The 24,711-nt window shown below is 35.8% G+C and carries 24 protein-coding genes, 2 tRNA genes and 3 pseudogenes; 9 read left to right on the plus strand and 20 right to left on the minus strand.

The window, feature by feature from the left end:
* Nucleotides 1–59: 59 nt before the first annotated feature.
* Nucleotides 60–686, plus strand: coding sequence for a TRP75-related protein (locus ABWU71_RS00805; protein WP_353284553.1), 627 nt, complete (start codon nt 60–62; stop codon nt 684–686).
* A 16-nt stretch (nt 687–702) separates the two neighbouring features.
* Complete coding sequence (ispG, locus tag ABWU71_RS00810) at nt 703–1,983, plus strand: flavodoxin-dependent (E)-4-hydroxy-3-methylbut-2-enyl-diphosphate synthase (RefSeq protein ID WP_353284554.1); 1,281 nt, start codon at nt 703–705, stop codon at nt 1,981–1,983.
* Between the two features lie 105 nt (nt 1,984–2,088).
* Here the strand turns inward: ispG and ABWU71_RS00815 are convergent.
* The 8 genes and pseudogenes from ABWU71_RS00815 to ABWU71_RS00850 form a co-directional block, all read right to left on the minus strand.
* Nucleotides 2,089–2,422, minus strand: a pseudogene (locus tag ABWU71_RS00815) (transposase); the annotation flags it as partial.
* Nucleotides 2,423–2,450: 28 nt separating this feature from the next.
* Nucleotides 2,451–3,310, minus strand: a protein-coding gene (locus tag ABWU71_RS00820) for an IS630 family transposase (protein ID WP_353284076.1) whose coding sequence is annotated in 2 segments (ribosomal slippage) — nt 2,451–2,986 and nt 2,986–3,310 — 861 coding nt in all. Because the reading frame shifts where the segments join, the coding sequence is not laid out codon by codon here.
* A 157-nt stretch (nt 3,311–3,467) separates the two neighbouring features.
* A pseudogene (locus tag ABWU71_RS00825) lies at nt 3,468–3,953 on the minus strand (IS630 family transposase); the annotation flags it as partial.
* A gap of 5 nt (nt 3,954–3,958) precedes the next feature.
* Nucleotides 3,959–4,751 (minus strand): IS5 family transposase gene (locus ABWU71_RS00830; RefSeq protein WP_265023453.1). Its coding sequence is split into 2 segments (ribosomal slippage): nt 3,959–4,486 and nt 4,488–4,751, totalling 792 coding nucleotides; the frame shifts between segments, so codons are not numbered across the junction.
* 26 nt (nt 4,752–4,777) lie between these two features.
* On the minus strand, nt 4,778–5,818 hold the full coding sequence (locus ABWU71_RS00835) for a hypothetical protein (RefSeq protein ID WP_353284555.1): 1,041 nt from the start codon (nt 5,816–5,818) through the stop codon (nt 4,778–4,780).
* 52 nt (nt 5,819–5,870) lie between these two features.
* Nucleotides 5,871–6,758, minus strand: a complete 888-nt coding sequence (locus ABWU71_RS00840; RefSeq protein ID WP_353284556.1) for a cation diffusion facilitator family transporter — start codon at nt 6,756–6,758, stop codon at nt 5,871–5,873.
* A gap of 35 nt (nt 6,759–6,793) precedes the next feature.
* A tRNA-Val gene (locus tag ABWU71_RS00845) sits at nt 6,794–6,866 on the minus strand.
* Between the two features lie 198 nt (nt 6,867–7,064).
* A protein-coding gene (locus ABWU71_RS00850; RefSeq protein WP_265023453.1) for an IS5 family transposase occupies nt 7,065–7,857 on the minus strand; the annotation gives its coding sequence in 2 pieces (ribosomal slippage) (nt 7,065–7,592 and nt 7,594–7,857; 792 coding nt in all).
* A gap of 66 nt (nt 7,858–7,923) precedes the next feature.
* Here ABWU71_RS00850 and ABWU71_RS00855 point away from each other — a divergent pair.
* A pseudogene (locus ABWU71_RS00855) lies at nt 7,924–8,506 on the plus strand (IS5 family transposase); the annotation flags it as partial.
* A gap of 163 nt (nt 8,507–8,669) precedes the next feature.
* Here ABWU71_RS00855 and ABWU71_RS00860 read toward each other — a convergent pair.
* From ABWU71_RS00860 to ABWU71_RS00885, 6 genes are all read right to left on the minus strand, one after another.
* Nucleotides 8,670–9,529, minus strand: a protein-coding gene (locus ABWU71_RS00860; protein ID WP_353284557.1) for an IS630 family transposase whose coding sequence is annotated in 2 segments (ribosomal slippage) — nt 8,670–9,205 and nt 9,205–9,529 — 861 coding nt in all. Because the reading frame shifts where the segments join, the coding sequence is not laid out codon by codon here.
* 254 nt (nt 9,530–9,783) lie between these two features.
* Nucleotides 9,784–10,359, minus strand: coding sequence for a glycerol-3-phosphate 1-O-acyltransferase PlsY (gene plsY / locus ABWU71_RS00865; RefSeq protein ID WP_353284558.1), 576 nt, complete (start codon nt 10,357–10,359; stop codon nt 9,784–9,786).
* 147 nt (nt 10,360–10,506) lie between these two features.
* Nucleotides 10,507–11,973 carry an alanine/glycine:cation symporter family protein gene (locus ABWU71_RS00870; RefSeq protein WP_353284559.1) on the minus strand — a complete coding sequence of 489 codons (1,467 nt, stop codon included), beginning with the start codon at nt 11,971–11,973 and terminating at the stop codon, nt 10,507–10,509.
* Nucleotides 11,974–11,975: 2 nt separating this feature from the next.
* Nucleotides 11,976–13,319 carry an alanine/glycine:cation symporter family protein gene (locus tag ABWU71_RS00875; RefSeq protein WP_353284560.1) on the minus strand — a complete coding sequence of 448 codons (1,344 nt, stop codon included), beginning with the start codon at nt 13,317–13,319 and terminating at the stop codon, nt 11,976–11,978.
* 22 nt (nt 13,320–13,341) lie between these two features.
* Nucleotides 13,342–14,112: a CDP-alcohol phosphatidyltransferase family protein gene (locus ABWU71_RS00880; protein WP_353284561.1), complete on the minus strand. Its 771-nt coding sequence runs from the start codon at nt 14,110–14,112 to the stop codon at nt 13,342–13,344.
* Entirely contained in the window at nt 14,109–14,801 is a 693-nt protein-coding gene (locus tag ABWU71_RS00885; RefSeq protein WP_353275023.1) for a phosphatidylserine decarboxylase, read from the minus strand. Before ABWU71_RS00885 ends, ABWU71_RS00880 begins: the two co-directional genes overlap by 4 nt.
* A gap of 176 nt (nt 14,802–14,977) precedes the next feature.
* Between ABWU71_RS00885 and ABWU71_RS00890 the strand changes: the two genes are divergently transcribed.
* Nucleotides 14,978–15,770, plus strand: a protein-coding gene (locus tag ABWU71_RS00890) for an IS5 family transposase (RefSeq protein WP_353284463.1) whose coding sequence is annotated in 2 segments (ribosomal slippage) — nt 14,978–15,241 and nt 15,243–15,770 — 792 coding nt in all. Because the reading frame shifts where the segments join, the coding sequence is not laid out codon by codon here.
* Here the strand turns inward: ABWU71_RS00890 and ABWU71_RS00895 are convergent.
* Nucleotides 15,742–16,074, minus strand: coding sequence for a hypothetical protein (locus tag ABWU71_RS00895; protein ID WP_353284562.1), 333 nt, complete (start codon nt 16,072–16,074; stop codon nt 15,742–15,744). The two genes, ABWU71_RS00890 and ABWU71_RS00895, sit on opposite strands and share 29 nt — an antisense overlap.
* A 22-nt stretch (nt 16,075–16,096) precedes the next feature.
* Nucleotides 16,097–16,930 (minus strand): hypothetical protein, encoded by an 834-nt coding sequence (locus tag ABWU71_RS00900; protein ID WP_353284563.1) that lies wholly within the window; start codon nt 16,928–16,930, stop codon nt 16,097–16,099.
* 100 nt (nt 16,931–17,030) lie between these two features.
* On the opposite strand from ABWU71_RS00900, the gene ABWU71_RS00905 reads away from it, so the two are divergent.
* Nucleotides 17,031–17,890, plus strand: a protein-coding gene (locus ABWU71_RS00905) for an IS630 family transposase (RefSeq protein ID WP_353284076.1) whose coding sequence is annotated in 2 segments (ribosomal slippage) — nt 17,031–17,355 and nt 17,355–17,890 — 861 coding nt in all. Because the reading frame shifts where the segments join, the coding sequence is not laid out codon by codon here.
* A gap of 162 nt (nt 17,891–18,052) precedes the next feature.
* On the opposite strand, the gene ABWU71_RS00910 is transcribed toward ABWU71_RS00905, so the two are convergent.
* The 3 genes from ABWU71_RS00910 to der are packed head-to-tail and all read right to left on the minus strand — an operon-like array spanning nt 18,053 to nt 20,497.
* Nucleotides 18,053–18,595, minus strand: coding sequence for a demethoxyubiquinone hydroxylase family protein (locus ABWU71_RS00910; protein ID WP_353284564.1), 543 nt, complete (start codon nt 18,593–18,595; stop codon nt 18,053–18,055).
* Nucleotides 18,570–19,091 carry a disulfide bond formation protein B gene (locus ABWU71_RS00915; protein WP_353284565.1) on the minus strand — a complete coding sequence of 174 codons (522 nt, stop codon included), beginning with the start codon at nt 19,089–19,091 and terminating at the stop codon, nt 18,570–18,572. Before ABWU71_RS00915 ends, ABWU71_RS00910 begins: the two co-directional genes overlap by 26 nt.
* Entirely contained in the window at nt 19,088–20,497 is a 1,410-nt protein-coding gene (gene der / locus ABWU71_RS00920) for a ribosome biogenesis GTPase Der (protein ID WP_353284566.1), read from the minus strand. The genes ABWU71_RS00915 and der overlap by 4 nt, the downstream gene beginning before the upstream one ends.
* Before the next feature lie 270 nt (nt 20,498–20,767).
* Between der and ABWU71_RS00925 the strand changes: the two genes are divergently transcribed.
* A complete protein-coding gene (locus ABWU71_RS00925; RefSeq protein WP_353284567.1) occupies nt 20,768–21,655 on the plus strand; it encodes a hypothetical protein in 888 nt (295 codons plus the stop codon).
* A 326-nt stretch (nt 21,656–21,981) separates the two neighbouring features.
* Nucleotides 21,982–23,508, plus strand: coding sequence for an acyl-CoA carboxylase subunit beta (locus tag ABWU71_RS00930; protein WP_353284568.1), 1,527 nt, complete (start codon nt 21,982–21,984; stop codon nt 23,506–23,508).
* A 52-nt stretch (nt 23,509–23,560) separates the two neighbouring features.
* Here the strand turns inward: ABWU71_RS00930 and ABWU71_RS00935 are convergent.
* Nucleotides 23,561–23,633 (minus strand) — tRNA-Thr (locus tag ABWU71_RS00935).
* A gap of 19 nt (nt 23,634–23,652) precedes the next feature.
* On the opposite strand from ABWU71_RS00935, the gene ABWU71_RS00940 reads away from it, so the two are divergent.
* Both ABWU71_RS00940 and mutM read left to right on the plus strand, forming a co-directional pair.
* Complete coding sequence (locus ABWU71_RS00940) at nt 23,653–23,871, plus strand: hypothetical protein (protein WP_353284569.1); 219 nt, start codon at nt 23,653–23,655, stop codon at nt 23,869–23,871.
* Between the two features lie 17 nt (nt 23,872–23,888).
* A complete protein-coding gene (mutM, locus tag ABWU71_RS00945) occupies nt 23,889–24,704 on the plus strand; it encodes a bifunctional DNA-formamidopyrimidine glycosylase/DNA-(apurinic or apyrimidinic site) lyase (RefSeq protein WP_353284570.1) in 816 nt (271 codons plus the stop codon).
* Nucleotides 24,705–24,711 lie beyond the last annotated feature (7 nt).

Below are 24,711 nucleotides of genomic sequence, written 5' to 3' on the forward strand. Positions count from 1 at the left end.
GTTTACTTAAAGTTTGTTAATTGCTATCTTTTAAAACACGATATTTACTATAGCACCATATGCTTAGGATTTTTTCTAAAGTTTTGTTTATATTAATGTTTTTGGTTTCTAGCTTTTTTACTGTGCATAGTGCTGAAGCTAAGTCTAAGGTAAAGCTCAGTAAGAAATACATACCTCCTGGTAACCCTGGTGGTGCAAACTTTCATACAGATGAGGATTTTGCTGAGTCATATAAACTGTATGAGAAGCGTAGGGAATTGCTCAAGAAAAAAAAATTACAAGATCGAGCTATAAATAAAGAAGATCTAATCAAAAAATTAAAAGAGAAGAAAATTGCTAGTCTTGATAATGAACTAAATGACATGGAAGCTTGCATAGTTGACGATGAAGAGAGCGCTATGATAAATCAGCATGGTATTAATATCGCACGTTTAAAGGGTGCTGTATTTATAGATCAAGAGCCAGTTTCCCAGTATGAAAATAAGCAGCATGAAAGTGAACAACAAAAAGAGAGGAAAGTTACTTCAACACGAGAAAAAAAAGTTTCTCCTATAAATGTCACTATAAAAGAAACTCCATCAAGAAGAACGTGCTCACATGATTCTATTGCTAATTTGGATAACGTAGATGCTTATAGTTTGAATGGTTCAAGTTCATTTGGCAGCGTAGCTGACACAGTAAAATAGTATCACAATTAATAATATGCTAGATAAAGACCTGATATTAAATGATGATGCATATGAATTATTGCCGATTTCCAGGCACAAAACTCATGTTGTAGAAGTTGGAAAAGTAAAGATAGGCGGAAATAATCCTGTAGTTGTACAATCTATGGCGCTTGGTGTGCATATAGATTCTGATAATATAAAAAGTAGCGCAAAACATTATGCAAAAGAGATAACAGAACTAGCGCGTACAGGTTCAGAATTGGTGCGAATTGCCTTGAACTCAGAAGAGGTAGCAAGAGCAATACCTTATATAGTAGAAGAGATAAATAAAGAAGGTTTTGACGGTAAAATATTGGTAGGCTGCGGTCAATATGAGCTAGATAAATTAGTTCAAGATTATCCAGACAACATCAAAATGCTGGGTAAAATTAGAATTAATCCAGGCAATATAGGCTTTGGCGACAAACGTGATGAGAAGTTTGAAAGGGTGATAGAGTATGCAATAATGCACGATCTTCCGGTTAGAATTGGAGTAAATTGGGGTAGTCTTGATAAATACCTTTTGCAAAAATTGATGGATGAAAACTCTTCGCTTAGTAATTCAAGGCCTTCTGATGTTATACTGCGCAAAGCACTTGTAATGTCTGCTTTTGATAGTGCAAGAAAAGCTGAAGAAATTGGTCTAAATTCAAACAAAATAATCACTTCATGTAAAGTTAGCAAAGTACAAGATTTAATTTTAGTTTATATGGCACTTGCAAAATCTTCCAATTATGCGCTGCATTTGGGTTTAACTGAGGCTGGTATGGGCAATAAAGGTGTGGTGAATACCGCAGCAGGGCTTACTTATTTATTGCAAAATGGCATTGGAGATACAATAAGGGCTTCTTTGACTCAACGTCCTGGTGAATCGCGTACTAATGAAGTGGTGGTGTGTCAGGAAATATTGCAGTCTATAGGCTTGCGATACTTTAACCCTCAGGTTAATTCATGTCCTGGTTGTGGGCGCACGAGTAGCGATCGTTTTCGTATATTAACTGAAGAGGTGAATGGCTATATAAAAACTCATATGCCGATGTGGAAGAAAAAAAATCCAGGTGTAGAGCATATGAACATTGCTGTTATGGGATGCATAGTAAATGGTCCTGGAGAAAGCAAACACGCAAATTTGGGAATCAGCTTGCCTGGATATGGAGAAAAACCTGTTTCAGCAGTCTACAAAAACGGCAAATATTTCAAAACTTTACAAGGTGATAATGTCTCTGAAGAATTTAAGGCAATTATTGATAATTATGTGAAGGAGCATTACACGTAACCTTTCACGGTTAATTAATAGATGAATCGCAAATAAAAAAGAAAATTAAACCTTGTTTTTCTTTTTTCGTTGGGAATGTTCAAAAAAGTGTGTCAAACCGCATTTTTAATTCAACTCAATTTTCACAATCTGCCGGGAAAGAAGATATCAAGTTGAGATATAGTTAAAGCCCGATTAGGATAGTCCAATTTTGCTCTGCCTTTTTTATAGCACAATACACTTGTTTATACAAGGCATTTGTGCTGGTAAATGAACCCTTGGTTTTAGTGAATTTTCTGATCTGTCTATGTAGCCCCTCAATAGGATTGGTAGTATAAATTAGCCTCCTGACTGGGCCAGAATACTTGAAATAGCCGGATAAGTTTTCCCAATTATTCTGCCAGGATTTTATGACTAGTGGATATTTTTCTCTCCATTTTTCTTCCAACTCAAGCAGATATAGTATTTCTCATAATAGTCCGAACAGGTCATAGGAAGGCAGAATCAACAGCACGACGAAAGGATTCGAATAGAGGAATGTTTTTCCTAGCTCTGTTTTTTATAGCAAACCAATGATGCTCAATTTTGTTGAAATCTGGAGAATACGGCGGCAGATACAAAATTTCTGCACCAACTCCTCTAGCAAGCTCGATAATCTTACCAGACTTATGAAAAGTAGCATTGTCAAGAATGACAGTCTGTCCAGGTTCCAAGATCGGTGTCAAAAATTGCTCAAACCATCCATTAAAAACATCCATATTACAGTGGCCTTCAAAGGTTAATGGAGCAACTATCTTTCTTCTACTTAAGGCTGCAACCATACTGATTCGTTGAGTTTTCTTTCCAGATTTTAGGCCATAAAACCGCTGTCCTTTCTGGCAATACCCATATGGATAGTCCTCTGTGTTATCAATGCCAGACTCATCTATATAAACTAAGTTTTCTGGTTCTTTTGTTGCTATAATTTTTAAGAATTCAGCACGTTTTTCTTCGTTTCTTTCCTTGTATCCATATGTCTTTTTTTGCGCGTAAATCCAATTTTTCTGAGAGCTCGGTGGATCGTTTGGATACTAACGTTGCCCCAAAGTTTAGCCATTTCCGACAGAGTCTTTCCTCCGTTTTCTCTGGCAAATTTAGCAAAGGCATCCCAGTCGGTGATTTTGTGATTGTAACCTCCATTTCCAAGTTTTTTTGATTGAAAGTCTCCTGTTTCTTTTCTTCTTTGCTGCCACTCCCATAAAGTAGTTCGTCCAATTTTAAATCTTGCTGCCACTGTTTCTCTGCTTCCTCCCTCCTCTAGCGCTTCCATTGCTTTTTTCCTTAAGTCATAACTATATGCTGCTGGCACTCAACCTCCTTATCATCGTCTATCCTTATCTTATCACATCCGGACTTCTATGAAAAGAGCTATAATTTTCAGCTATTTCTCTACTTGAAGCCTGATATACTTTTTTTAAATCACTCATGAAAATCTTTATAGTATTTCTCATAATAGTCCGAACAGGTCATAGGAAGGCAGAATCAACAGCACGACGAAAGGATTCGAATAGAGGAATGTTTTTCCTAGCTCTGTTTTTTATAGCAAACCAATGATGCTCAATTTTGTTGAAATCTGGAGAATACGGCGGCAGATACAAAATTTCTGCACCAACTCCTCTAGCAAGCTCGATAATCTTACCAGACTTATGAAAAGTAGCATTGTCAAGAATGACAGTCTGTCCAGGTTCCAAGATCGGTGTCAAAAATTGCTCAAACCATCCATTAAAAACATCCATATTACAGTGGCCTTCAAAGGTTAATGGAGCAACTATCTTTCTTCTACTTAAGGCTGCAACCATACTGATTCGTTGAGTTTTCTTTCCAGATTTTAGGCCATAAAACCGCTGTCCTTTCTGGCAATACCCATATGGATAGTCCTCTGTGTTATCAATGCCAGACTCATCTATATAAACTAAGTTTTCTGGTTCTTTTGTTGCTATAATTTTTAAGAGCCTGTTCATAATCTTTTCAGAAGTAAGGCAGTGAAAGCCAGAACGACCATTTGTAGGCTAGTATTGAGTTTTCGCTCACAATTTTTCCACAATCTTCTACATTTTTCTAACCAAGCAAAAGATCGCTCCACAACCCATCTTTTGGGCAATACAACAAAGGAATGTAATTCATTTCTTTTTATCACTTCAACGGTTGCACCAATAATCGTTTTTATTTGAGTTGCAAAATTCTCTCCAGTATAGCCTGCATCAACCAGTACATTTTTAACTCCCGAGAGGTTTTCTTTTGCATTTTCGACCATTCTCACAGCACTGCTACGGTCAGTTATCTCTGCTGTTGTTATATAAATTGCATGGGGCAAACCTTGCGTATCTACTGCAATATGGCGTTTTATTCCTGAAATCTTTTTGCCTGCATCATAGCCTTTTTCTTCAGCAGTATCTGCATTTTTTACACTCTGTGCATCAATTATGCAGAAGCTGGTTTTTTCTTTCCGACCATTGTTTTGTCGGACCACGCCAACTATTTTTTTTTAACACCAGCTCCAGAACACTTTCTTTATCTGCATCTGGTTTTTCACTCCACTTCTTAAAATAGTCGTAACAATTGCGCCATTTTGGAAACTCTTTTGGTAGCATTCTCCACTGACAACCGCTTTTCAGAACGTATAACACTCCACAAAATACATCATACAAATCAAGTTTCCTTGGTTTTGTTTTTTTTCTACAGGACTCTAGATCTGGTAACATAATCTCAAATCTTTCCCGACTTATATCACTTGGGTATAAACTCCTCATATATCCTAACTTATATATATTATCTCTTAGTTTATTCCTTTCTTGAGATCATGTACAGGTTCTAACATAAACTCACGTGCTTCATTTTGTGCTTCTGAAAGTAATATTTGCCTTGGAGGAGTAAATCTAATTTCTGGATCAGGATGAATACCCTCTAGCGTGCTTAACATTCTATAGATAATACCGGTGAAGCAAGTGTTAGGAATTCGCTCTTTTCTAGAGAAAGTTTGGCTATCAAGCAAATTTGTAATTAACGCGTCTTTTTTATTTTTTACAGCTTCTCTGTCTCCATCATTGCAGGCTTTCAGAACTAAAAGTAAAATCCGTCCACCTGTAAAGCCGGAGCTATGCTTTTGATCATCTTTGCAAAAGTCATTTAAAAATGCAATTACTCTTCCTTTATCTTCATCACTAAATTGACGATAATTAAGTTCATATAAATCATTTATATATTCAATAAATTGCTTGAATTCCCTATCATTAATAACGTCTTTGGATACTTCTTCACCATACTTATCTTTTAATTTATCAATATTTTTAATGATATCATCATTTAACTTATGAGGAAGCAAATGCTCGAGCTTAACATCAAAACTATTAACCATACCACGTAAATTCTCTTTTATACCTTCCAAAAAGAAATTTATAGAAGCTTTAAGCAGCGTAAATGGGTTAAAATCTTTTGGCCTTAGTTCACTCTGCAATAAAATTAATAGCATTGTAAGTGGTATAGTTCCCAGTAACGAAATAAGCAAGAAAGTGGTAGTGAAAGTTAGATATGTTATGAAAGCAGAAAACAAGAGGAAGGCTGCTACCTTGATTGTATTGTTTTTAAAAAATATTTCCCAATATTCCCTTTTGCTCATTTTTTGCTGTTTTGCCGCTTTTATTTCTTTGTAGGTATAAAGAGTTTTAATTTCAGACCTGAAGAATATAGTACCAAGAGAAAAAAGAACATTAACGGGATTAGTGATAATGCTTAAAGAAACAAAAGTTGCAAAATAACTAACAAACTTTAGCCTGCTAGATTCCTTTGAAGGAAATTGTAATTGAGAAATACCTATCATAGCTTACCTTCAACATCATTACATTATAGTAATAGTATAATAATTTAAAACGTCAATGTTTAAGTATCTTATTATCTGCACACTCATCGTATTCGATCTCGACTGTAGAGTGTGCTATCTCGAACTTATCTAGCAATATTTTTTTTATTTCATATAAAACATTGGTGTGCTGCACATTTTGCTTTATTTTAGCATGCATGGTAATTATAAAATAATTATCAGACAGCGACCATGTATGTATGTGGTGCACATCTATCACTTCAGGTAATTCTGATGTGATCTTACTTTTTATTTCTTCAGTTGATATGCCTTCAGGTGTACCTTCAAGAAGTATGTGGCAAGAATTCTTTAGAATTTTGTAGCCACTATTTAAAATTATTACACTAACAAGTACTGACAGAATTGGATCCACCACTTGCCACCCGGTAAGCATGATAATTATGGATGCAAGTATAGCAGCTACAGAACCTAAGATATCTCCTATAACGTGTAGTACAGCACTTTTTATGTTTATATTGCTTTCGCATTTACTATGTAATATAAAAAAGACTATGATATTAGAGATCAGGCCAAGTGTAGCAATTATTAACATTACTTTCCACTCAACATTGACTGGAAAAATAAACCTTTTTATTGACTCAATTATAATGATTACTGCAATGAGGAATAGAGTTAAACCATTAACAAATGCTGCAATTATCTGCAACCGATGATACCCGTATGATCTCTGCAAATCGGATTTCTTAGCTGAAAACCTATGTGCTAACCAGCTTAAAACCAAGGCAAAAAGATCAGTAAGCATATGCCCTGCATCTGATAATAGAGCAAGCGAATGTGAAATTATTCCACCTACTATTTCCATAAACATTGTTATCGCAACTATTATTATGGAATAGATTAAGCGCTTGGACTGCGCTGCTGAGTGTTTACCGTTATGCACTGCTGTCATATAAAATCTTTTCATAAACAAAAACGTGGGTAACACTGGGTTCGAACCAGCGACCGCTTGCACGTCAAGCAAGTGCTCTACCAACTGAGCTAATTACCCATCGTGGTTTTAGTATAGTGCTTTGGTGGAATGAAAGTCAATTTGCTTTTAAATTCTTACCCTATCCTAACGTAACGTTAGAATCTAGATTTTTTTGTAGTCAAGCTATAGAGCCTATAGCTAGTGCAGGTCAGGTTTTCCTACGTCATACCGCGATTCATTCGCGGTATCTCAGCATAGATTCCGCTAAGAGCCTGTTCATAATCTTTTCAGAAGTAAGGCAGTGAAAGCCAGAACGACCATTTGTAGGCTAGTATTGAGTTTTCGCTCACAATTTTTCCACAATCTTCTACATTTTTCTAACCAAGCAAAAGATCGCTCCACAACCCATCTTTTGGGCAATACAACAAAGGAATGTAATTCATTTCTTTTTATCACTTCAACGGTTGCACCAATAATCGTTTTTATTTGAGTTGCAAAATTCTCTCCAGTATAGCCTGCATCAACCAGTACATTTTTAACTCCCGAGAGGTTTTCTTTTGCATTTTCGACCATTCTCACAGCACTGCTACGGTCAGTTATCTCTGCTGTTGTTATATAAATTGCATGGGGCAAACCTTGCGTATCTACTGCAATATGGCGTTTTATTCCTGAAATCTTTTTGCCTGCATCATAGCCTTTTTCTTCAGCAGTATCTGCATTTTTTACACTCTGTGCATCAATTATGCAGAAGCTGGTTTTTTCTTTCCGACCATTGTTTTGTCGGACCACGCCAACTATTTTTTTTTAACACCAGCTCCAGAACACTTTCTTTATCTGCATCTGGTTTTTCACTCCACTTCTTAAAATAGTCGTAACAATTGCGCCATTTTGGAAACTCTTTTGGTAGCATTCTCCACTGACAACCGCTTTTCAGAACGTATAACACTCCACAAAATACATCATACAAATCAAGTTTCCTTGGTTTTGTTTTTTTTCTACAGGACTCTAGATCTGGTAACATAATCTCAAATCTTTCCCGACTTATATCACTTGGGTATAAACTCCTCATATATCCTAACTTATATATATTATCTCTTAGTTTATTCCTTTCTTGAGATCATGTACAGGTTCTAAGAAGTGGAGTGAAAAACCAGATGCAGATAAAGAAAGTGTTCTGGAGCTGGTGTTAAAAAAAAATAGTTGGCGTGGTCCGACAAAACAATGGTCGGAAAGAAAAAACCAGCTTCTGCATAATTGATGCACAGAGTGTAAAAAATGCAGATACTGCTGAAGAAAAAGGCTATGATGCAGGCAAAAAGATTTCAGGAATAAAACGCCATATTGCAGTAGATACGCAAGGTTTGCCCCATGCAATTTATATAACAACAGCAGAGATAACTGACCGTAGCAGTGCTGTGAGAATGGTCGAAAATGCAAAAGAAAACCTCTCGGGAGTTAAAAATGTACTGGTTGATGCAGGCTATACTGGAGAGAATTTTGCAACTCAAATAAAAACGATTATTGGTGCAACCGTTGAAGTGATAAAAAGAAATGAATTACATTCCTTTGTTGTATTGCCCAAAAGATGGGTTGTGGAGCGATCTTTTGCTTGGTTAGAAAAATGTAGAAGATTGTGGAAAAATTGTGAGCGAAAACTCAATACTAGCCTACAAATGGTCGTTCTGGCTTTCACTGCCTTACTTCTGAAAAGATTATGAACAGGCTCTAACACGTAGCGGAATGACGAGTTCATAGCTTACCAAATTATCGGTAAATCTAAATTGCTTTAGTTATAGCTATATCTTATATTGTTCATATTAAATTAATTACTTATATTTTTTCACTAAGATATATAGCATTTCTTATAATAGTCCGAACAGGTCATAGGAAGGCAGAATCAACAGCACGACGAAAGGATTCGAATAGAGGAATGTTTTTCCTAGCTCTGTTTTTTATAGCAAACCAATGATGCTCAATTTTGTTGAAATCTGGAGAATACGGCGGCAGATACAAAATTTCTGCACCAACTCCTCTAGCAAGCTCGATAATCTTACCAGACTTATGAAAAGTAGCATTGTCAAGAATGACAGTCTGTCCAGGTTCCAAGATCGGTGTCAAAAATTGCTCAAACCATCCATTAAAAACATCCATATTACAGTGGCCTTCAAAGGTTAATGGAGCAACTATCTTTCTTCTACTTAAGGCTGCAACCATACTGATTCGTTGAGTTTTCTTTCCAGATTTTAGGCCATAAAACCGCTGTCCTTTCTGGCAATACCCATATGGATAGTCCTCTGTGTTATCAATGCCAGACTCATCTATATAAACTAAGTTTTCTGGTTCTTTTGTTGCTATAATTTTTAAGAATTCAGCACGTTTTTCTTCGTTTCTTTCCTTGTATCCATATGTCTTTTTTTGCGCGTAAATCCAATTTTTCTGAGAGCTCGGTGGATCGCTTGGATACTAACGTTGCCCCAAAGTTTAGCCATTTCCGACAGAGTCTTTCCTCCGTTTTCTCTGGCAAATTTAGCAAAGGCATCCCATTCGGTGATTTTGTGATTGTAACCTCCATTTCCAAGTTTTTTTGATTGAAAGTCTCCTGTTTCTTTTCTTCTTTGCTGCCACTCCCATAAAGTAGTTCGTCCAATTTTAAATCTTGCTGCCACTGTTTCTCTGCTTCCTCCCTCCTCTAGCGCTTCCATTGCTTTTTTCCTTAAGTCATAACTATATGCTGCTGGCACTCAACCTCCTTATCATCGTCTATCCTTATCTTATCACATCCGGACTTCTATGAAAAGAGCTATAAAGATCACGTTACTCAACTTTATGAAAAAATAAGAGAAACAAAAAAGGAATTCATTGAAGATGGTCTTTTAACACCTCAAGAAGTAGAGAATATAACAAAAGCAAAAATCATAGACTTAAACAAAGAGGACAAAATCATACCGTCAAGCAATTTGTCTCGTAGTTTAAGTGTCAATAATTTGGCAGTACATTATCTATAAAATTTATACTCTTTACCTTGCAGAAGATTTGCAATATTTCTGTGGTGTTTTAGGAAAACTAGTGCTCCTATAACTAGTAATGTTAAGAACAAATTCCTCTGAAAAAAAAAGGACCATGCTACAGCCGTTGAAGTAGCACTGAGTGAAGCAAGGGAAGAGTATCTAAAGGCAAGAAAGACTATTATCCAAATTATTACGAATACTAAAGTAATATCAATGTTAAATGCTATCAGTATCCCTAGAGTGGTTGCAACGCCCTTTCCTCCACTGGATTTTAGCCAAATAGGAAACATGTGTCCTAAAACTGCTAAAATTGCGGATGCATACATATAAAAATCGTTATTATCACAAAATTGTTGTGCTATATAAACTGCAATAAATCCTTTCAAGGAATCCAGAAGTAATGCCAAAGCAGCAAGAAATTTATTTCCAGTTCTTAGGACATTTGTAGCTCCAATATTTCCTGAACCTACTTCTCTTAAGTTTATCCCTTTTATTCTTGTAATGATTAAGCTAAACGGTATTGAACCGAGTACGTAGGATAGTATAAGGACTATAACTAACACAGGTAAAATTTACTGATTAATAATCGCAAAATTTCGTCATCCCGCTGCTTGTTAGCGGGATCTATGCTGAGATACCGCGAATAAATCGCGGTATGACGTAGGGAAATCTTACTTATTATAGCTATACCTCTCCGCATATGCCAAAATTTAATTAATTTTATTATTCCTCAGCCTTTTCAGGTAGCACTGAACTTCGTCGTTAATCTGATTACTAAACAGTATAAGCGCTGTCATGTTGATAAGAGCTAAACAAGAGAATAAAGTTCCGCCAATATTAGCAATAGCCATTATATCTTTAGAAAGGCCAGAGAAAAATGCCACAATTATTACCGCTATGCGATATATCACTATACTTTTTGCACCAAACAAATATAACCACCCCATTTCACAACAATATACAAATGAAATTACCGAAGAAAATGCAAACAAAGGTGCAGCTATGGTTAAAAGTATAGGAAACCATGGAGAAACTGTCTCAAATGCCTTTTGAGTAATTAATATCCCTTCACCAACACTAGTCTGGTATGCACCTGTTATTACTATTGTTATTCCTGTTAAACAGCAAATTAACATTGTGTCAAAGCATGGTTCTATCATAGCAACAAGCCCAGTTCTTACTGGTTCTTCATCTTTAGTTGTTGCATGAGTAATTGAAGCAGAACCAACACCCGCTTCGCTGGCAAAGATTGCCCTTTGAATTCCAGCAACAAATGCTCCTACCATCCCTCCACCAACAGCATTGAAATCTATCATAGTGGAAAATAATATTTTCAACGTATAACCAAGGTTATGAATATTAAATGCAATAATAATAATACAACTAAAGATATATATAAGTGACATAATAGGCACTAGTGCAGAAGATACTCTAGCTATCCTTTTAATTCCGCCAATAATCACTAGAGCAAGCAGCGCAGAGATTATGGAAGAAAGAAACCAAGAGTGACCATCTACCCAACTTGAATAGCCAGATAATATGGAAACCATTTGGTTGGTTTGAAACGCTACACTTCCACCAAGACCTGATAATACAAAGAATACTGCATACATGGCAGCCAGCACAATACCAAGTTTTTTAAATCCAAATTCCTCCAGACCATTCCTTATATACTGAAAGGGACCACTAAACAATTGGTCCTGATCTTCTGTTCTATGTCTAAACGCCAACGTTACCTCAGCAAATTTTGCTGACATACCAAAAAAACCTGTAATCATCATCCAAGGCACCGCTCCTGGTCCACCCATTGAAACTGCAATTGCGACTCCAGCAACAGTTCCAAGGCCTACTGTGCTTGAAAGTGCAGTCATAAATGCCTGAAAATGCGTAATATGACCATCATGGTGATTCGTGTCATATTTTCCACATAAAATAGCAAACGCATGCTTAAACATTCTTATGTTGAGAAATCCAAAACGTAATGTTAGAAACACATAACCAAAAACTAGTAGAAGGATTATAAATGGCACGTAAAGGATCTTGAAAAACAGTACTTCATTCATGAAATTACTTATTCCGTTCAACACAGCATCATAACTTTCGTGAAAACCTGAAGCAGCGTACACATCATTAAACGATAGGCAAAATAATACCATACAAAGCAATCTATAAATCATGTTTAATACCCTTTAGAATTGTAATAAGAATCTATTGTATTCAAAACTTCCCTTCTCAGTAGATATATTGCAACAGCATTTGGAATCATAAGGCACATAAATAAACTGTCACCTAGATAAGATATAAATTCTATATTCTTTGACATACAACTAATATACACTGAAACCACTATAAGAATTTGGAACAATATCAGTATTTTTTTATTACCAAATAAGTACAGCAAAGCAACTTCACAGTAGTAACAATAAGCTATTATTGTGGAAAATGCAAAGGAAAACATCATTAGCGGAAAAACTAACTTGCTGAACAAGGGCAAAGCTGTTGAAAATACCGAACTAATTAGTGTAATATCACTCACGTTATCAGTGCTGTGCATACCAGTGATAATTATCACGATACCAGTCAAAAATGAGATTAATATTGTGTCTATAAGTGGTGCAATCATTGCAACGCACCCAACTTTAATTGGATCTTCTTCTTTTACAGCTGAATGTGCTATAGCTGCTGTTCCGGTACCTGCTTCGTTAGCAAACACTGATCTTCTCACTCCGGCTATTAATCCGCTCAATACTCCGCCTCCTATAGCTGATTTATTGAAGATATCTTGGAATATTATGGATAGAGCATTCAGCAAATTACTTCCGTTTACATAAATTAAATATATACACATACAAACATATAGCACTATCATAATTGGTGCTAAGCTCGTTGAAACGAAAGCAATGTGCTTTATTCCTCCCAATATTACAATAAAGACAAGCAGGGATATAATAATGGACGCATTGTATTCTAGGAGGTTATTTGATAGTGCTGCTATTTGATTTGCTTGAAATGGTATACCACCCAAAATCATTGCAATAAGTAGCATAATCGCATAAGTGAAGGCAAGAAATCTACCAGTTTTTGCAAATCCAATCTTTGCAAGCCCGTATTCCATGTAATAAAAAGCACCACCAGTTGTATTTTCAGAGCGATAAGTGAATGCAAGCACCACCTCGGCAAACTTTATCGACATACCAAGTATTCCAGTAATTACCATCCAAAAAACTGCACTTGGGCCTCCTATTGTGATAGCTATTGCAACTCCTGATATTGTTCCAAGACCAACTGTTCCTGAAATTACTGTTGCAAACGCTTGAATATGAGTGATTATGCCATTGTTGCTGTTATTACACTTTAGATTGAATAGCGTCTGTATTCCATATTTAAGTAACCTAAAGTTAATGAATTTGAACTGAGCAGTACAAAAGATTCCAGTTGCAATTACCCAAATAATTATAAATGGAATGTTGAATATCTTTATATACAGAAATGAATTTAATAGTTCACTTATCTTCAAAATCATGCAGTTTTCTATTTTTTGTTAGCTAACGAGTTTTATATGTAAAATATATGTAAAACCCGATGCTTATTGGAATAGTAAGTGTATACACTATACCTAAAATTGGTAGAGTCATCCAGGGCTTACTGATGAAAAATACAATAAGTACTCCAAAAAATGACACAAATATATAGGATAGGCTTTTGGGAATATAAATATATTTTGCAGAGAAAGTTGGAATGTGACTTATCGAAAAAAATGAAATGGCCAGAAAGTAACAAGCTACGTTTCTTGTGTTAAAAAATCGCTCTATGAAAAGTAAGTATTCACTCTCATGAGATTGAAAGGTAATAATTATTGGTAACAAAGAAAGTAAAGCACACACTGGAGCTGGAACACCAGAAAAGAAAAATTTTTCCCAGTGTGATTGTTCTGAGTGTAGCGAAACATTGAATCTTGCAAGTCTTATTGATATGCAGATTACGTATATCATTACTAAAATCCAACCTATGACTTTGATTTCGTTTAGCTTCCAAAAATACAAAAGAAATGCAGGCGCTGCACCAAAATTTAGAAAATCTGCAAAAGAATCAAGCTGGGCTCCAAAATCGCTGGTTGATTTTAGAATTCTAGCTATTCTGCCATCCATTCCATCTATTATTGCTGCAATGATGATAAAAATTACTGAGAATTCCCATTGTTCATTAAATGTAAATTTAAGTGAAGTGAGACCAGAACATAAACCCAATAAAGTTATAAAGTTTGGGAATAATTTAGTAATAGGTAAGGATCTACTGTTACTTCCATCGTTATTCATATAACGTCAAAAGTAAGCTTCTCTTGAACGTTTTCCTTATTTAAGTTTGCTATAATTGTTTCACCACCAATAACAGTTTGCCCTTCTGAAACTCTTACTTCTATATCAGCAGGAACATAAATATTCACTCTACTGCCAAATCTTATAATTCCAAACCTTTCACCTGCTTTTACGTTCTGGGATACTCCTAAATTACAAACGATACGACGTGCAATTAATCCAGCTATTTGCTCCACAATAATTTCTTTTCCCTTTTCGTATTCAATTACAATAACCTGCTTTTCATTTTCATTACTAGACCTATTGCTCATTGCGGATACAAACTTGCCTTTTTTATAACTCATTTCCTTTATCGTACCAGATATTGGTATACGGTTCACATGGACGTTCAAAACACTTAAAAATATGCTAACAAGCGTAAACTTCTTCTCTTCTCCATTTTCTGCCGATAAAGGATAATTAACTTCTTCAATTTTTGAAATCACACCATCAGCAGGACTTAATATAAGATCCTTATTGTTTGGCACAGCTCTTGCTGGATCACGAAAGAAATAAGTACACAATAATGTCGGGAACAAGCACGTAACACCAAACCCCCAAGATATAGAGAATGCTATACACGTTACTATAAAGGAAACTACTATAAATGAGTAACCTTCCCTGTTTATATTAGGTAAACCAAAACACATAATCTTATTCACAATAACCTATTGTTAACAATTTATCATTTATAATTTCTCATGAAAAGCTTTTTTTAACTGCTTCAGCAAAGTCTTTTTGATACAAGACAGATTGTTATATTAGAACCTGTACATGATCTCAAGAAAGGAATAAACTAAGAGATAATATATATAAGTTAGGATATATGAGGAGTTTATACCCAAGTGATATAAGTCGGGAAAGATTTGAGATTATGTTACCAGATCTAGAGTCCTGTAGAAAAAAAACAAAACCAAGGAAACTTGATTTGTATGATGTATTTTGTGGAGTGTTATACGTTCTGAAAAGCGGTTGTCAGTGGAGAATGCTACCAAAAGAGTTTCCAAAATGGTGCAATTGTTACGACTATTTTAAGAAGTGGAGTGAAAAACCAGATGCAGATAAAGAAAGTGTTCTGGAGCTGGTGTTAAAAAAAAATAGTTGGCGTGGTCCGACAAAACAATGGTCGGAAAGAAAAAACCAGCTTCTGCATAATTGATGCACAGAGTGTAAAAAATGCAGATACTGCTGAAGAAAAAGGCTATGATGCAGGCAAAAAGATTTCAGGAATAAAACGCCATATTGCAGTAGATACGCAAGGTTTGCCCCATGCAATTTATATAACAACAGCAGAGATAACTGACCGTAGCAGTGCTGTGAGAATGGTCGAAAATGCAAAAGAAAACCTCTCGGGAGTTAAAAATGTACTGGTTGATGCAGGCTATACTGGAGAGAATTTTGCAACTCAAATAAAAACGATTATTGGTGCAACCGTTGAAGTGATAAAAAGAAATGAATTACATTCCTTTGTTGTATTGCCCAAAAGATGGGTTGTGGAGCGATCTTTTGCTTGGTTAGAAAAATGTAGAAGATTGTGGAAAAATTGTGAGCGAAAACTCAATACTAGCCTACAAATGGTCGTTCTGGCTTTCACTGCCTTACTTCTGAAAAGATTATGAACAGGCTCTCAGAGCCTGGTAAACCATCCCAACCCGGAAGACCTGACTCACCTTTTGGCCCTGGAATGTTTGAAACGCCAGGCTCACCTTTAGAGCCTGGTAAACCATCCCAACCCGGAAGACCTGACTCACCCTTTGGACCTGGAATGTTTGAAACGCCAGGCTCACCTTTAGAGCCTGGAAGACCTGGAGGTCCAGGCATTCCTACCATTTGTATTTCGTTTAGTTTTTTAATTTTATCTTCTAAAATTCTAACCCTTTCTTCTAAATCTATAAGTTCTCCAAGTTTCATATCAACCTCCAAAAAGTTACCAAAATTTTCTAAGTTATAATAATAAGGGTATAAACCATAAGTTATGGCTGTAGTTATATCCTACAAAATCAGGTTTTAAACCATAAAAATTCTTACATTCGCTATTTTCGTCTGATATACAACCAACGTAATTGCTGCCTAACTTTTCTGTTGCGAAATAGCTATTTTTCACATTCAATCTCTCTATTTCATGAAAAGGAAATAATTTGAAATTATCATCTCTCCGATCGAATATTGGAACAACATTATTCAACATACCAACTTTACTGCTAGCGGAGTTATATACCTCAACACTCCTGTAAGATTGGTATAATTGATTTTCCGATCCCTTAAAAAAATTGTCTCCAATTCGTATATCAAGTCTATTGCCAATAAGACTCATATTTTTACTACTTATTATATCTTTTGGATCTATTAAAACCTTACTACTTTCAAGTGGTTTAAGTTTTATAGAACGTGTATCATAATCATATACATGAACATATTCACCATTCTTGCGGGATTGAAGTATAAAATCAATAGTAGCTATACTAATAATATTGCCATCATGGTAATAATAGTAATATTCACCTGAGTCAGTAACCAAAGCTAACTTGTTGTCATCTCCTACTTTTTCTAGCTTTAGTTGTAGTCCTTGAGATAAACCATTCAGCACCTTTTGTGTTCTACAGCTATGGTCAATCACAATAAGGCGCTGATCTCCAGGCTCATCAATAATGACATAAGATGTAGTAGGTAAACTAACTGTTGTTTCGTTATTTACTCTTACTTTAGTAGTTATCACATAACGAGATGCGTTACTACAGTCTTTACCTGGGTCATCTTCCTTTTCTAGTTTAAAACGCATTTTCCCTTCCTTTGTGGTCTATGTTTTAGACACAGTTATAGCTCTTTTCATAGAAGTCCGGATGTGATAAGATAAGGATAGACGATGATAAGGAGGTTGAGTGCCAGCAGCATATAGTTATGACTTAAGGAAAAAAGCAATGGAAGCGCTAGAGGAGGGAGGAAGCAGAGAAACAGTGGCAGCAAGATTTAAAATTGGACGAACTACTTTATGGGAGTGGCAGCAAAGAAGAAAAGAAACAGGAGACTTTCAATCAAAAAAACTTGGAAATGGAGGTTACAATCACAAAATTACCGACTGGGATGCCTTTGCTAAATTTGCCAGAGAAAACGGAGGAAAGACTCTGTCGGAAATGGCTAAACTTTGGGGCAACGTTAGTATCCAAACGATCCACCGAGCTCTCAGAAAAATTGGATTTACGCGCAAAAAAAGACATATGGATACAAGGAAAGAAACGAAGAAAAACGTGCTGAATTCTTAAAAATTATAGCAACAAAAGAACCAGAAAACTTAGTTTATATAGATGAGTCTGGCATTGATAACACAGAGGACTATCCATATGGGTATTGCCAGAAAGGACAGCGGTTTTATGGCCTAAAATCTGGAAAGAAAACTCAACGAATCAGTATGGTTGCAGCCTTAAGTAGAAGAAAGATAGTTGCTCCATTAACCTTTGAAGGCCACTGTAATATGGATGTTTTTAATGGATGGTTTGAGCAATTTTTGACACCGATCTTGGAACCTGGACAGACTGTCATTCTTGACAATGCTACTTTTCATAAGTCTGGTAAGATTATCGAGCTTGCTAGAGGAGTTGGTGCAGAAATTTTGTATCTGCCGCCGTATTCTCCAGATTTCAACAAAATTGAGCATCATTGGTTTGCTATAAAAAACAGAGCTAGGAAAAACATTCCTCTATTCGAATCCTTTCGTCGTGCTGTTGATTCTGCCTTCCTATGACCTGTTCGGACTATTATGAGAAATGCTATAATTTACAAACATTAATTATTGATTAATAATGGTGATATGTAAATATAGTTATAGAATAATTGTTACACTTGAATTTCTTTCTGGTTTCTATTGTTATCAAAACATTAAAAACACTTTAAGAAAGCTGCTTAGTTAAATTAACTTAGACAAGTAAATAGCAGCTTTGCAGCCTGTTTTTATGAATGAAGATAAAATGTTATAGCCAAATGCGCTTTCAGCATTGTGCTGAATTGCAATATCTTTGTGCTCTAACTCCTCGTCGCGAAATTTACTTATAGTTTCTCTTAACTCCCCATCTTCTAAATATGAAACTTGCTCTTTGTAGTGCTCCCCTATAACTTCTTCAACTGCAGCAGTGCAAGCCATAGCAGCTTTTTTGCCCATAATGGCAGTTGCAACGCCAAGCGACACTCCTAACACACGCCAAACTGGCAACAAAACAGTAGGACGAACTTTTTGCTCCTTGATTTTCTCATTAAAATAGTGAAAATGCTTTTTTTCCTGCTCTTCCATTTCAATTATTTCATTGATTATAGAAGATTTTTTAAGAATAAATTTTTGACCAGAATAAATGCAAATAGCTCCATATTCTCCAGCGTGATCTACTCTAATTGCCTGTTGCAAGAACTGATTGTTGCTGTACCTTAAATTATTTAGATTTCTTTCTTTCTCCACAATACACCTTACCTGATACGAACAGAGCTACTATGAGATAAATTAAATTCCATGTTGCTAAGGAAACACCTAGAACGTAATGAGGTCTGTCACAAGATGGAGAGTAATTAGGATTTAGTAGATTATTTCTGAGCTCTTCTATACTAACGTTACCACTTGCTTGCTCTGTACAACCTAAAACATCATGAAACAAGTGGAGTTCAAGACCTACATGATAAAAAGATATTATTGCCCCTACGAGGTAACTGCAAAACATTGCATAGATTAGAATTTTGTTGTCTTTAAGCATGCATACTACTGCAAGTAACCCTGCAACATAGTAAACTACCCGCTCGTATGTACATAACTTGCATGGCAGCATGTTGAAAAAATATTCTAGCACATATGCAAAAATTAGAGCGAAAGCACTTGATAGCAGAAAAATTGTAGGAATTCTGGAATTATTACACATAACTTTAAGTAAATTATCCCTGAAAGTATAAAGCAGAGTATTCATTTTACATAGGGATTTTTATTTTTTTTCAAAAGTAATCTGACTGGCACGCCTTCAGCAAAGAAATTTTTTCTAAGGTCATTAATTAAATAGCGTTTGTAACTTTCATCAACACTTTCAGGTATGTTACATATCAAAGAAAAAGCTGGAGGTTTAGTACCAATTTGAGCGATATACTTCATTTTAACTGCTTTGCCTTTTACAAGCGGGTGAGAGTGCCTATCTAGAGCATCGATTAGCCACTTATTCAGTTTTGCAGTGCTGATCTTCTTGTTCAAGGATTCACTCACTTCAAGACACTTATCTATCACATCACTGCAGCGCATGCCTTTTAACGCAGAAATTGTTATAGTTGGCACTTCCAAGAATAACCGAGTCACTTCCTGTTGTTTGACAAATTTTATTAACTTGCTTCTGTCATCCTTACCTATTAAATCCCACTTATTTAAAACAACAATAATCCCTTTCCCTCCCTTAATTGCAGCTTCACCAATTGATAAATCCTGCTGCTCAATACCAACTAGGGAGTCTAGCATTAAAACTACCACATGAGAGCGCTTGATTGATTCCATGCTTTTCTCAACAAATCTTGATTCTAATTCATCTATAACATTTGCCTTTCTGCGGATTCCGGCAGTGTCAATTAGAGTAATTAACTCTCCATCATGATCATATGTAATATCCACAGAATCACGTGTGGTACCTGGCTCTGAACTTGTTATTAGTCTGTTTTCTGCAAGTAAACCATTTAAAAAAGTTGACTTGCCTACGTTTGGGCGACCGATTATCGAAATTCTTAATTTACCGGACTCATTAGAGCTCTTATTGTCATCCCAGTGCTTGACACTGGGATCCATACTATTTTTTTTCTGGATTCCAGTGTCAAGCACTGGAATGACACCGAAAGGAGGACTATTTGCACTGATATTTTCAATAACACTAGCCAACGCATCATAAAGATCAACCATGCCAAGATTATGTTCGGCTGAGATATACACCGGGCCAAGAAAATCAAAAAACTGCAAATAATCAACATTTTCGGATTTATGACTCTCGCATTTATTTGCTATCAGTATCACAGGTTTATTTATTTTTCTCTTCAGCCACTTTGCAAATTCTTTGTTTCGCTCATTTTGCACTTTTGCATCAACAAGAAAGAAAATTATGTTTGAACTGGATAAAGAAAACTCTATTTGCTCAATAACTTGTAGTGAAAAACTAGTTTGGTCGTTCCATCCTCCTGTATCTATAACTTTAAACTCCAAATCGCTAATTCTCCCTATTCCCTCTCGCCTATCCCTCGTCACCCCTGGAATATTACTCACTACTGCTGCTTTTCTTCCCACTAATCTGTTGAATAGGGTCGATTTTCCAGCATTTGGTAGACCTACTATGGCGATTTTTAGCATAATTCAAGGGCATGTTCTATATGAGGTGAATTATAACCGAAACTTTTCAATTTAACTATTGACTTCGTAGATTACATAAGTATACTATAATTAGAATTTTTTTTATTTCGTTATGTAAACTAGGAGGTGGTTATGCTAGAGCAAATAGAGAGTGTAGATAGAGAAAAATTAAAGCAACAAAATCATATACGTAAAGATACAGAGTGTTCAGAAGAGACAACAATATATGGACATGTTAATCAACATATGGAAAAAAACATTTCAAGTACATTGCGTAAAATATATGATGCTTTTGAGTCATATGGCGAATCAGAACACCTATCCAACGATAAAGCCATAGAAAACTTAGTAAAGAAATTTCAAAAATCCATAAAAGACGCAAAAGAGAACAAGTGCATGTTTAGCGTGCCGTCTCCTATTTTGTCCAACAAGTTATCAATAATAGATTATTCGATACTGGTTTTACACCACCTCATGAAGAATGATGCACACGTTACTGAGATTGGAAAAAGCAAACTAATGCCTCTTTGGTTAGAAATGTCTGCTCTAGTTTCAAAAGGTAATAATGTGAGCAAAGAAGCTTCGGGGAAGCTGCAAAGCGATATACTGCAAAACCGCGAAAGTTACTTGTCAACCCTAAAACAAATTGTAAGTGATAGCATCGAAAATGGTGACAAAGAAGGTATTGTAGCACAAAAAGATAATGAATTTTATTGCGTAAAATGTCCAGAAGAAAGTGTGATCACTCCTGCAAAATTTATGAACTTAAAGGAATTTAAGAACTTAGAATATGGTGCGTTACAAATGGGAGAAGGAGATAATGTAATCCGAATACAAAATGGACAATATTGCGATATGAAAGGCAAAGTAAAGATGACTTTTAAAGTAGATAATGATGAAAAGATTGAAATGATTTTATCTTCTGAAAAAGCTGAGAGTTTTGGCAAAATAATGGTACATATGGATGATAAAAGTTGTGAAATATTCTTAAAGTACCGTGAAGAGCTAGAAAAAGAACCACGTATAAGCAAGGTTGTTGAAGCTGCTAAAAGTTTCGCACAAAAGAAAAGCAGTGAAGTTAGTCCACCTCTTTCTAATATGAAAAGTGCTGACATATCGCAACATTCTCAAAGTAGTGGCCAGAGTGTGAGTAGTTGATATACATAGTAAAGCAACCGAAATTGTCATTCCAGCGCTTGACGCTGGAATCCAGTTCTTATTGTACACTCACCTGGTGTGCTCATTTAAAGTTAAGTTTTCTGGATCCCAGTGTCAAGCACTGGGATGACACCCTTCCTGGCGGAGATTGTTCTCAAATCACAATGTTCGTACAGTTGTGCGCTTGACCCAGATCCTTTAAAACTGGGTCCTATGGATAGAATGACAGAAATGGTTTGTATGTGTATAGCTGGTAAGAAAATCTAGTCTTTATGAGCTCAATAAGGTAATGTATACTACAACTAATTTGAAAACTACTTTATTGTATGCAAGACTTTAAAATACTAGAAAATCTAAAAACCAAAGCACTAGAAGCTGAAAAAGGAGGCGGTTCTAACAGAATCAATAAACAACACGAAAAAGGGAAATTAACTGCTAGAGAAAGGCTCAGTATATTGCTCGATGAAAGTTCTTTTGCAGAATACGATAAATTCGTAAAACATCATGCAAATGATTTTGGCATGCAAAATGCTAATTTTTTAGGTGATGGGGTAGTGATTGGTCATGGTACTATTTATGGCAGAAAAGTTTTTGTTTACTCTCAAGATTTTACTGTCTTTGGTGGATCACTTGGTGCGTCACATGCAAAAAAAATATGCAAAATTATGGATATGGCAATTAATGCCAGAGTTCCAATCATTGGGCTAAACGATTCTGGTGGAGCCAGAATTCAGGAGGGAGTAAATTCCCTTGCTGGTTATGGAGAAATCTTTCAAAGGAACGTAAATGCATCGGGTGTTATACCACAAATTTCTTTAATTATGGGTCCGTGTGCAGGAGGTGCAGTTTATTCCCCAGCATTAACTGACTTTACTTTTATGGTGAAAAACAGTTCATATATGTTTATAACCGGGCCAGATGTAGTAAAAAAGGTTACCTACGAAGATGTAAGTTTCGAAGACCTTGGTGGAGCAAAAATTCATACAAGCAAAACAGGAGTAGCGGATTTTGCATTCAATAATGATGTTGAAATGCTGCTGAAAATGCGTGAATTCTTTACTTTCTTACCAGCAAATAATCAAGTATCACCAAAATCTGCACCAATCTGCAATGATGTTGACAACATTGATGAATCCTTAAACACTCTAATTCCTACCAATCCCAATACTCCTTATGATATGTATGAACTTATTGAAAAAGTTTGTGATGGAAGGAAATTTTTTGAGTTAAAACCTGATTTTGCTCGTAATATCATAACTGGTTTTGGTAGAATTGGAGGAAATACTGTCGGTATTGTTGCAAATCAACCTATGCACCTTGCAGGATGTTTGGATATTGATTCTTCAAGAAAAGCTGCGAGGTTTGTAAGATTCTGTGACGCATTTAACATTCCCATCATCACACTTATTGATGTTCCAGGATTTCTGCCAGGTACAAATCAAGAATACAATAATATAATACAACACGGAGCGAAACTGCTTTACGCTTACGCTGAAGCGACCGTGCCGAAAATTAGTTTGATCACCAGAAAAGCGTATGGTGGTGCATACATTGTTATGAATTCGAAACATCTAAAAGGTGATATAAATTATGCCTGGCCAACTGCTGAAATAGCTGTGATGGGCCCTGAAAGTGCAGTTGAGATTATATTTCGACACGAAAAAGATCAGCAAACGTTAATCAAAGAATATAAAGAAAAATTTGCTAATCCATTTTTTGCTGCATCACATGGATACATTGATGACATTATAGTGCCAAGTAAAACAAGCTATCACTTTTGTAAAGCATTAGAGCTACTCAAAAACAAGAAGGTAGAAAGGATATGGAAAAAGCATGACAACTTACCTCTGTAACTTTCTTTTAAGCCTTGCTTACAAGTTATGCAATATTATAAGTATAATAGTGTGCCGTTACCAAGACTCGAACTTGGGACCTCGTCATTACCAATGACGTACTCTACCACCTGAGCTACAACGGCAAGTTTATATATTATGATAATGAATAACACAAAAAAGAATAAGGAAAAAGAAGAGGAGAAAAAAAGATTAGCGAAAGCTTTAAAGCAAAATATTTTGAAAAGAAAAAAGCAGCAACAGAGTAGACAGAGAACCCTTTCAAAACTCGTTTGTGGTGAGGAATTTTTAGGAGAAAGCACCGCAGAATACTCGAATGTATTTGAGGAAGCTTTAACGACAAAATTACCATCAGAAACTTAAGTTTTGAAGGAGGTATCATGCCAGAACTACCGGAAGTGGAAGTAATCTCTAACTTCTTGCTTGATAAAATTAAAAACAAGCAAATTAGTAATGTTATAGTGAATAATTGGAATTTACGTGCCCCAATAACAAAAAATATTGATGATGTGCTAAAGGGCAAAGTCATACGCAACATCAAGCGTAGAGGTAAGTATACCATCTGGAATACAGATGGTAGTGTGGCTGTAATCATACATCTTGGCGTGAGCGGAAAGCTTATATATGCTGACCACGATCAAGTGCGGAATAAGCACGATCACGTGGTATTTTTATTTTCCGACAATACTTCAATAGTTTTTAATGACCCAAGAAGGTTTGGATTAGTTATCGTTTTAAATAAAGAACAAGAAACGGATTTTTTTAGCGATTTTGGAATAGAGCCCCTCACGGATGAATTCAGTGGAGACTATTTACAGGAGTTGCTGAAAAACAAAAAAGTGAATATCAAATCAGCATTAATGGACAATAAATTAATAGTTGGCGTAGGCAACATATATGCTTCTGAGAGCTTGTTTAGAGCTCGCATATCACCACTCAGGTCAGCAAAAGACTTGACCTATAGAGAGTGCGAAAAACTTGCTGCTGAAATAAAAAATACTCTGAGTGACGCAATTGCTGCAGGCGGTTCAACACTGAAAGATTATGCACAGCCATCTGGATCTGCTGGATACTTTCAAAATAACTTTTACGTATATGGTAAAGTTCAAAAACCTTGCAAGATTTGCAATAATATCATAACACTTATACGACAAAATGGCCGTAGCACTTATTTTTGCAACGCGTGCCAGAATTAAGATTTTA

The organism is Wolbachia endosymbiont (group A) of Lasioglossum fulvicorne, from assembly GCF_964028605.1.
Classification (GTDB): Bacteria; Pseudomonadota; Alphaproteobacteria; order Rickettsiales; family Anaplasmataceae; genus Wolbachia.

What these genes read in the sequence shown, in the direction of transcription:
- ABWU71_RS00805 (WP_353284553.1), top strand. Translation starts at nt 60, where the DNA reads ATGCTTAGGATTTTTTCTAAAGTTTTGTTTATATTAATGTTTTTGGTT.
- ispG (WP_353284554.1), top strand. Translation starts at nt 703, where the DNA reads ATGCTAGATAAAGACCTGATATTAAATGATGATGCATATGAATTATTG.
- ABWU71_RS00870 (WP_353284559.1), bottom strand. Translation starts at nt 11,973, where the DNA reads ATGATTTATAGATTGCTTTGTATGGTATTATTTTGCCTATCGTTTAAT.
- ABWU71_RS00940 (WP_353284569.1), top strand. Translation starts at nt 23,653, where the DNA reads ATGAATAACACAAAAAAGAATAAGGAAAAAGAAGAGGAGAAAAAAAGA.
- ABWU71_RS00900 (WP_353284563.1), bottom strand. Translation starts at nt 16,930, where the DNA reads ATGCGTTTTAAACTAGAAAAGGAAGATGACCCAGGTAAAGACTGTAGT.
- ABWU71_RS00885 (WP_353275023.1), bottom strand. Translation starts at nt 14,801, where the DNA reads ATGTGTTTTGGTTTACCTAATATAAACAGGGAAGGTTACTCATTTATA.
- der (WP_353284566.1), bottom strand. Translation starts at nt 20,497, where the DNA reads ATGCTAAAAATCGCCATAGTAGGTCTACCAAATGCTGGAAAATCGACC.
- ABWU71_RS00930 (WP_353284568.1), top strand. Translation starts at nt 21,982, where the DNA reads ATGCAAGACTTTAAAATACTAGAAAATCTAAAAACCAAAGCACTAGAA.
- ABWU71_RS00835 (WP_353284555.1), bottom strand. Translation starts at nt 5,818, where the DNA reads ATGATAGGTATTTCTCAATTACAATTTCCTTCAAAGGAATCTAGCAGG.
- mutM (WP_353284570.1), top strand. Translation starts at nt 23,889, where the DNA reads ATGCCAGAACTACCGGAAGTGGAAGTAATCTCTAACTTCTTGCTTGAT.
- ABWU71_RS00915 (WP_353284565.1), bottom strand. Translation starts at nt 19,091, where the DNA reads ATGAATACTCTGCTTTATACTTTCAGGGATAATTTACTTAAAGTTATG.
- ABWU71_RS00880 (WP_353284561.1), bottom strand. Translation starts at nt 14,112, where the DNA reads ATGAATAACGATGGAAGTAACAGTAGATCCTTACCTATTACTAAATTA.
- ABWU71_RS00875 (WP_353284560.1), bottom strand. Translation starts at nt 13,319, where the DNA reads ATGATTTTGAAGATAAGTGAACTATTAAATTCATTTCTGTATATAAAG.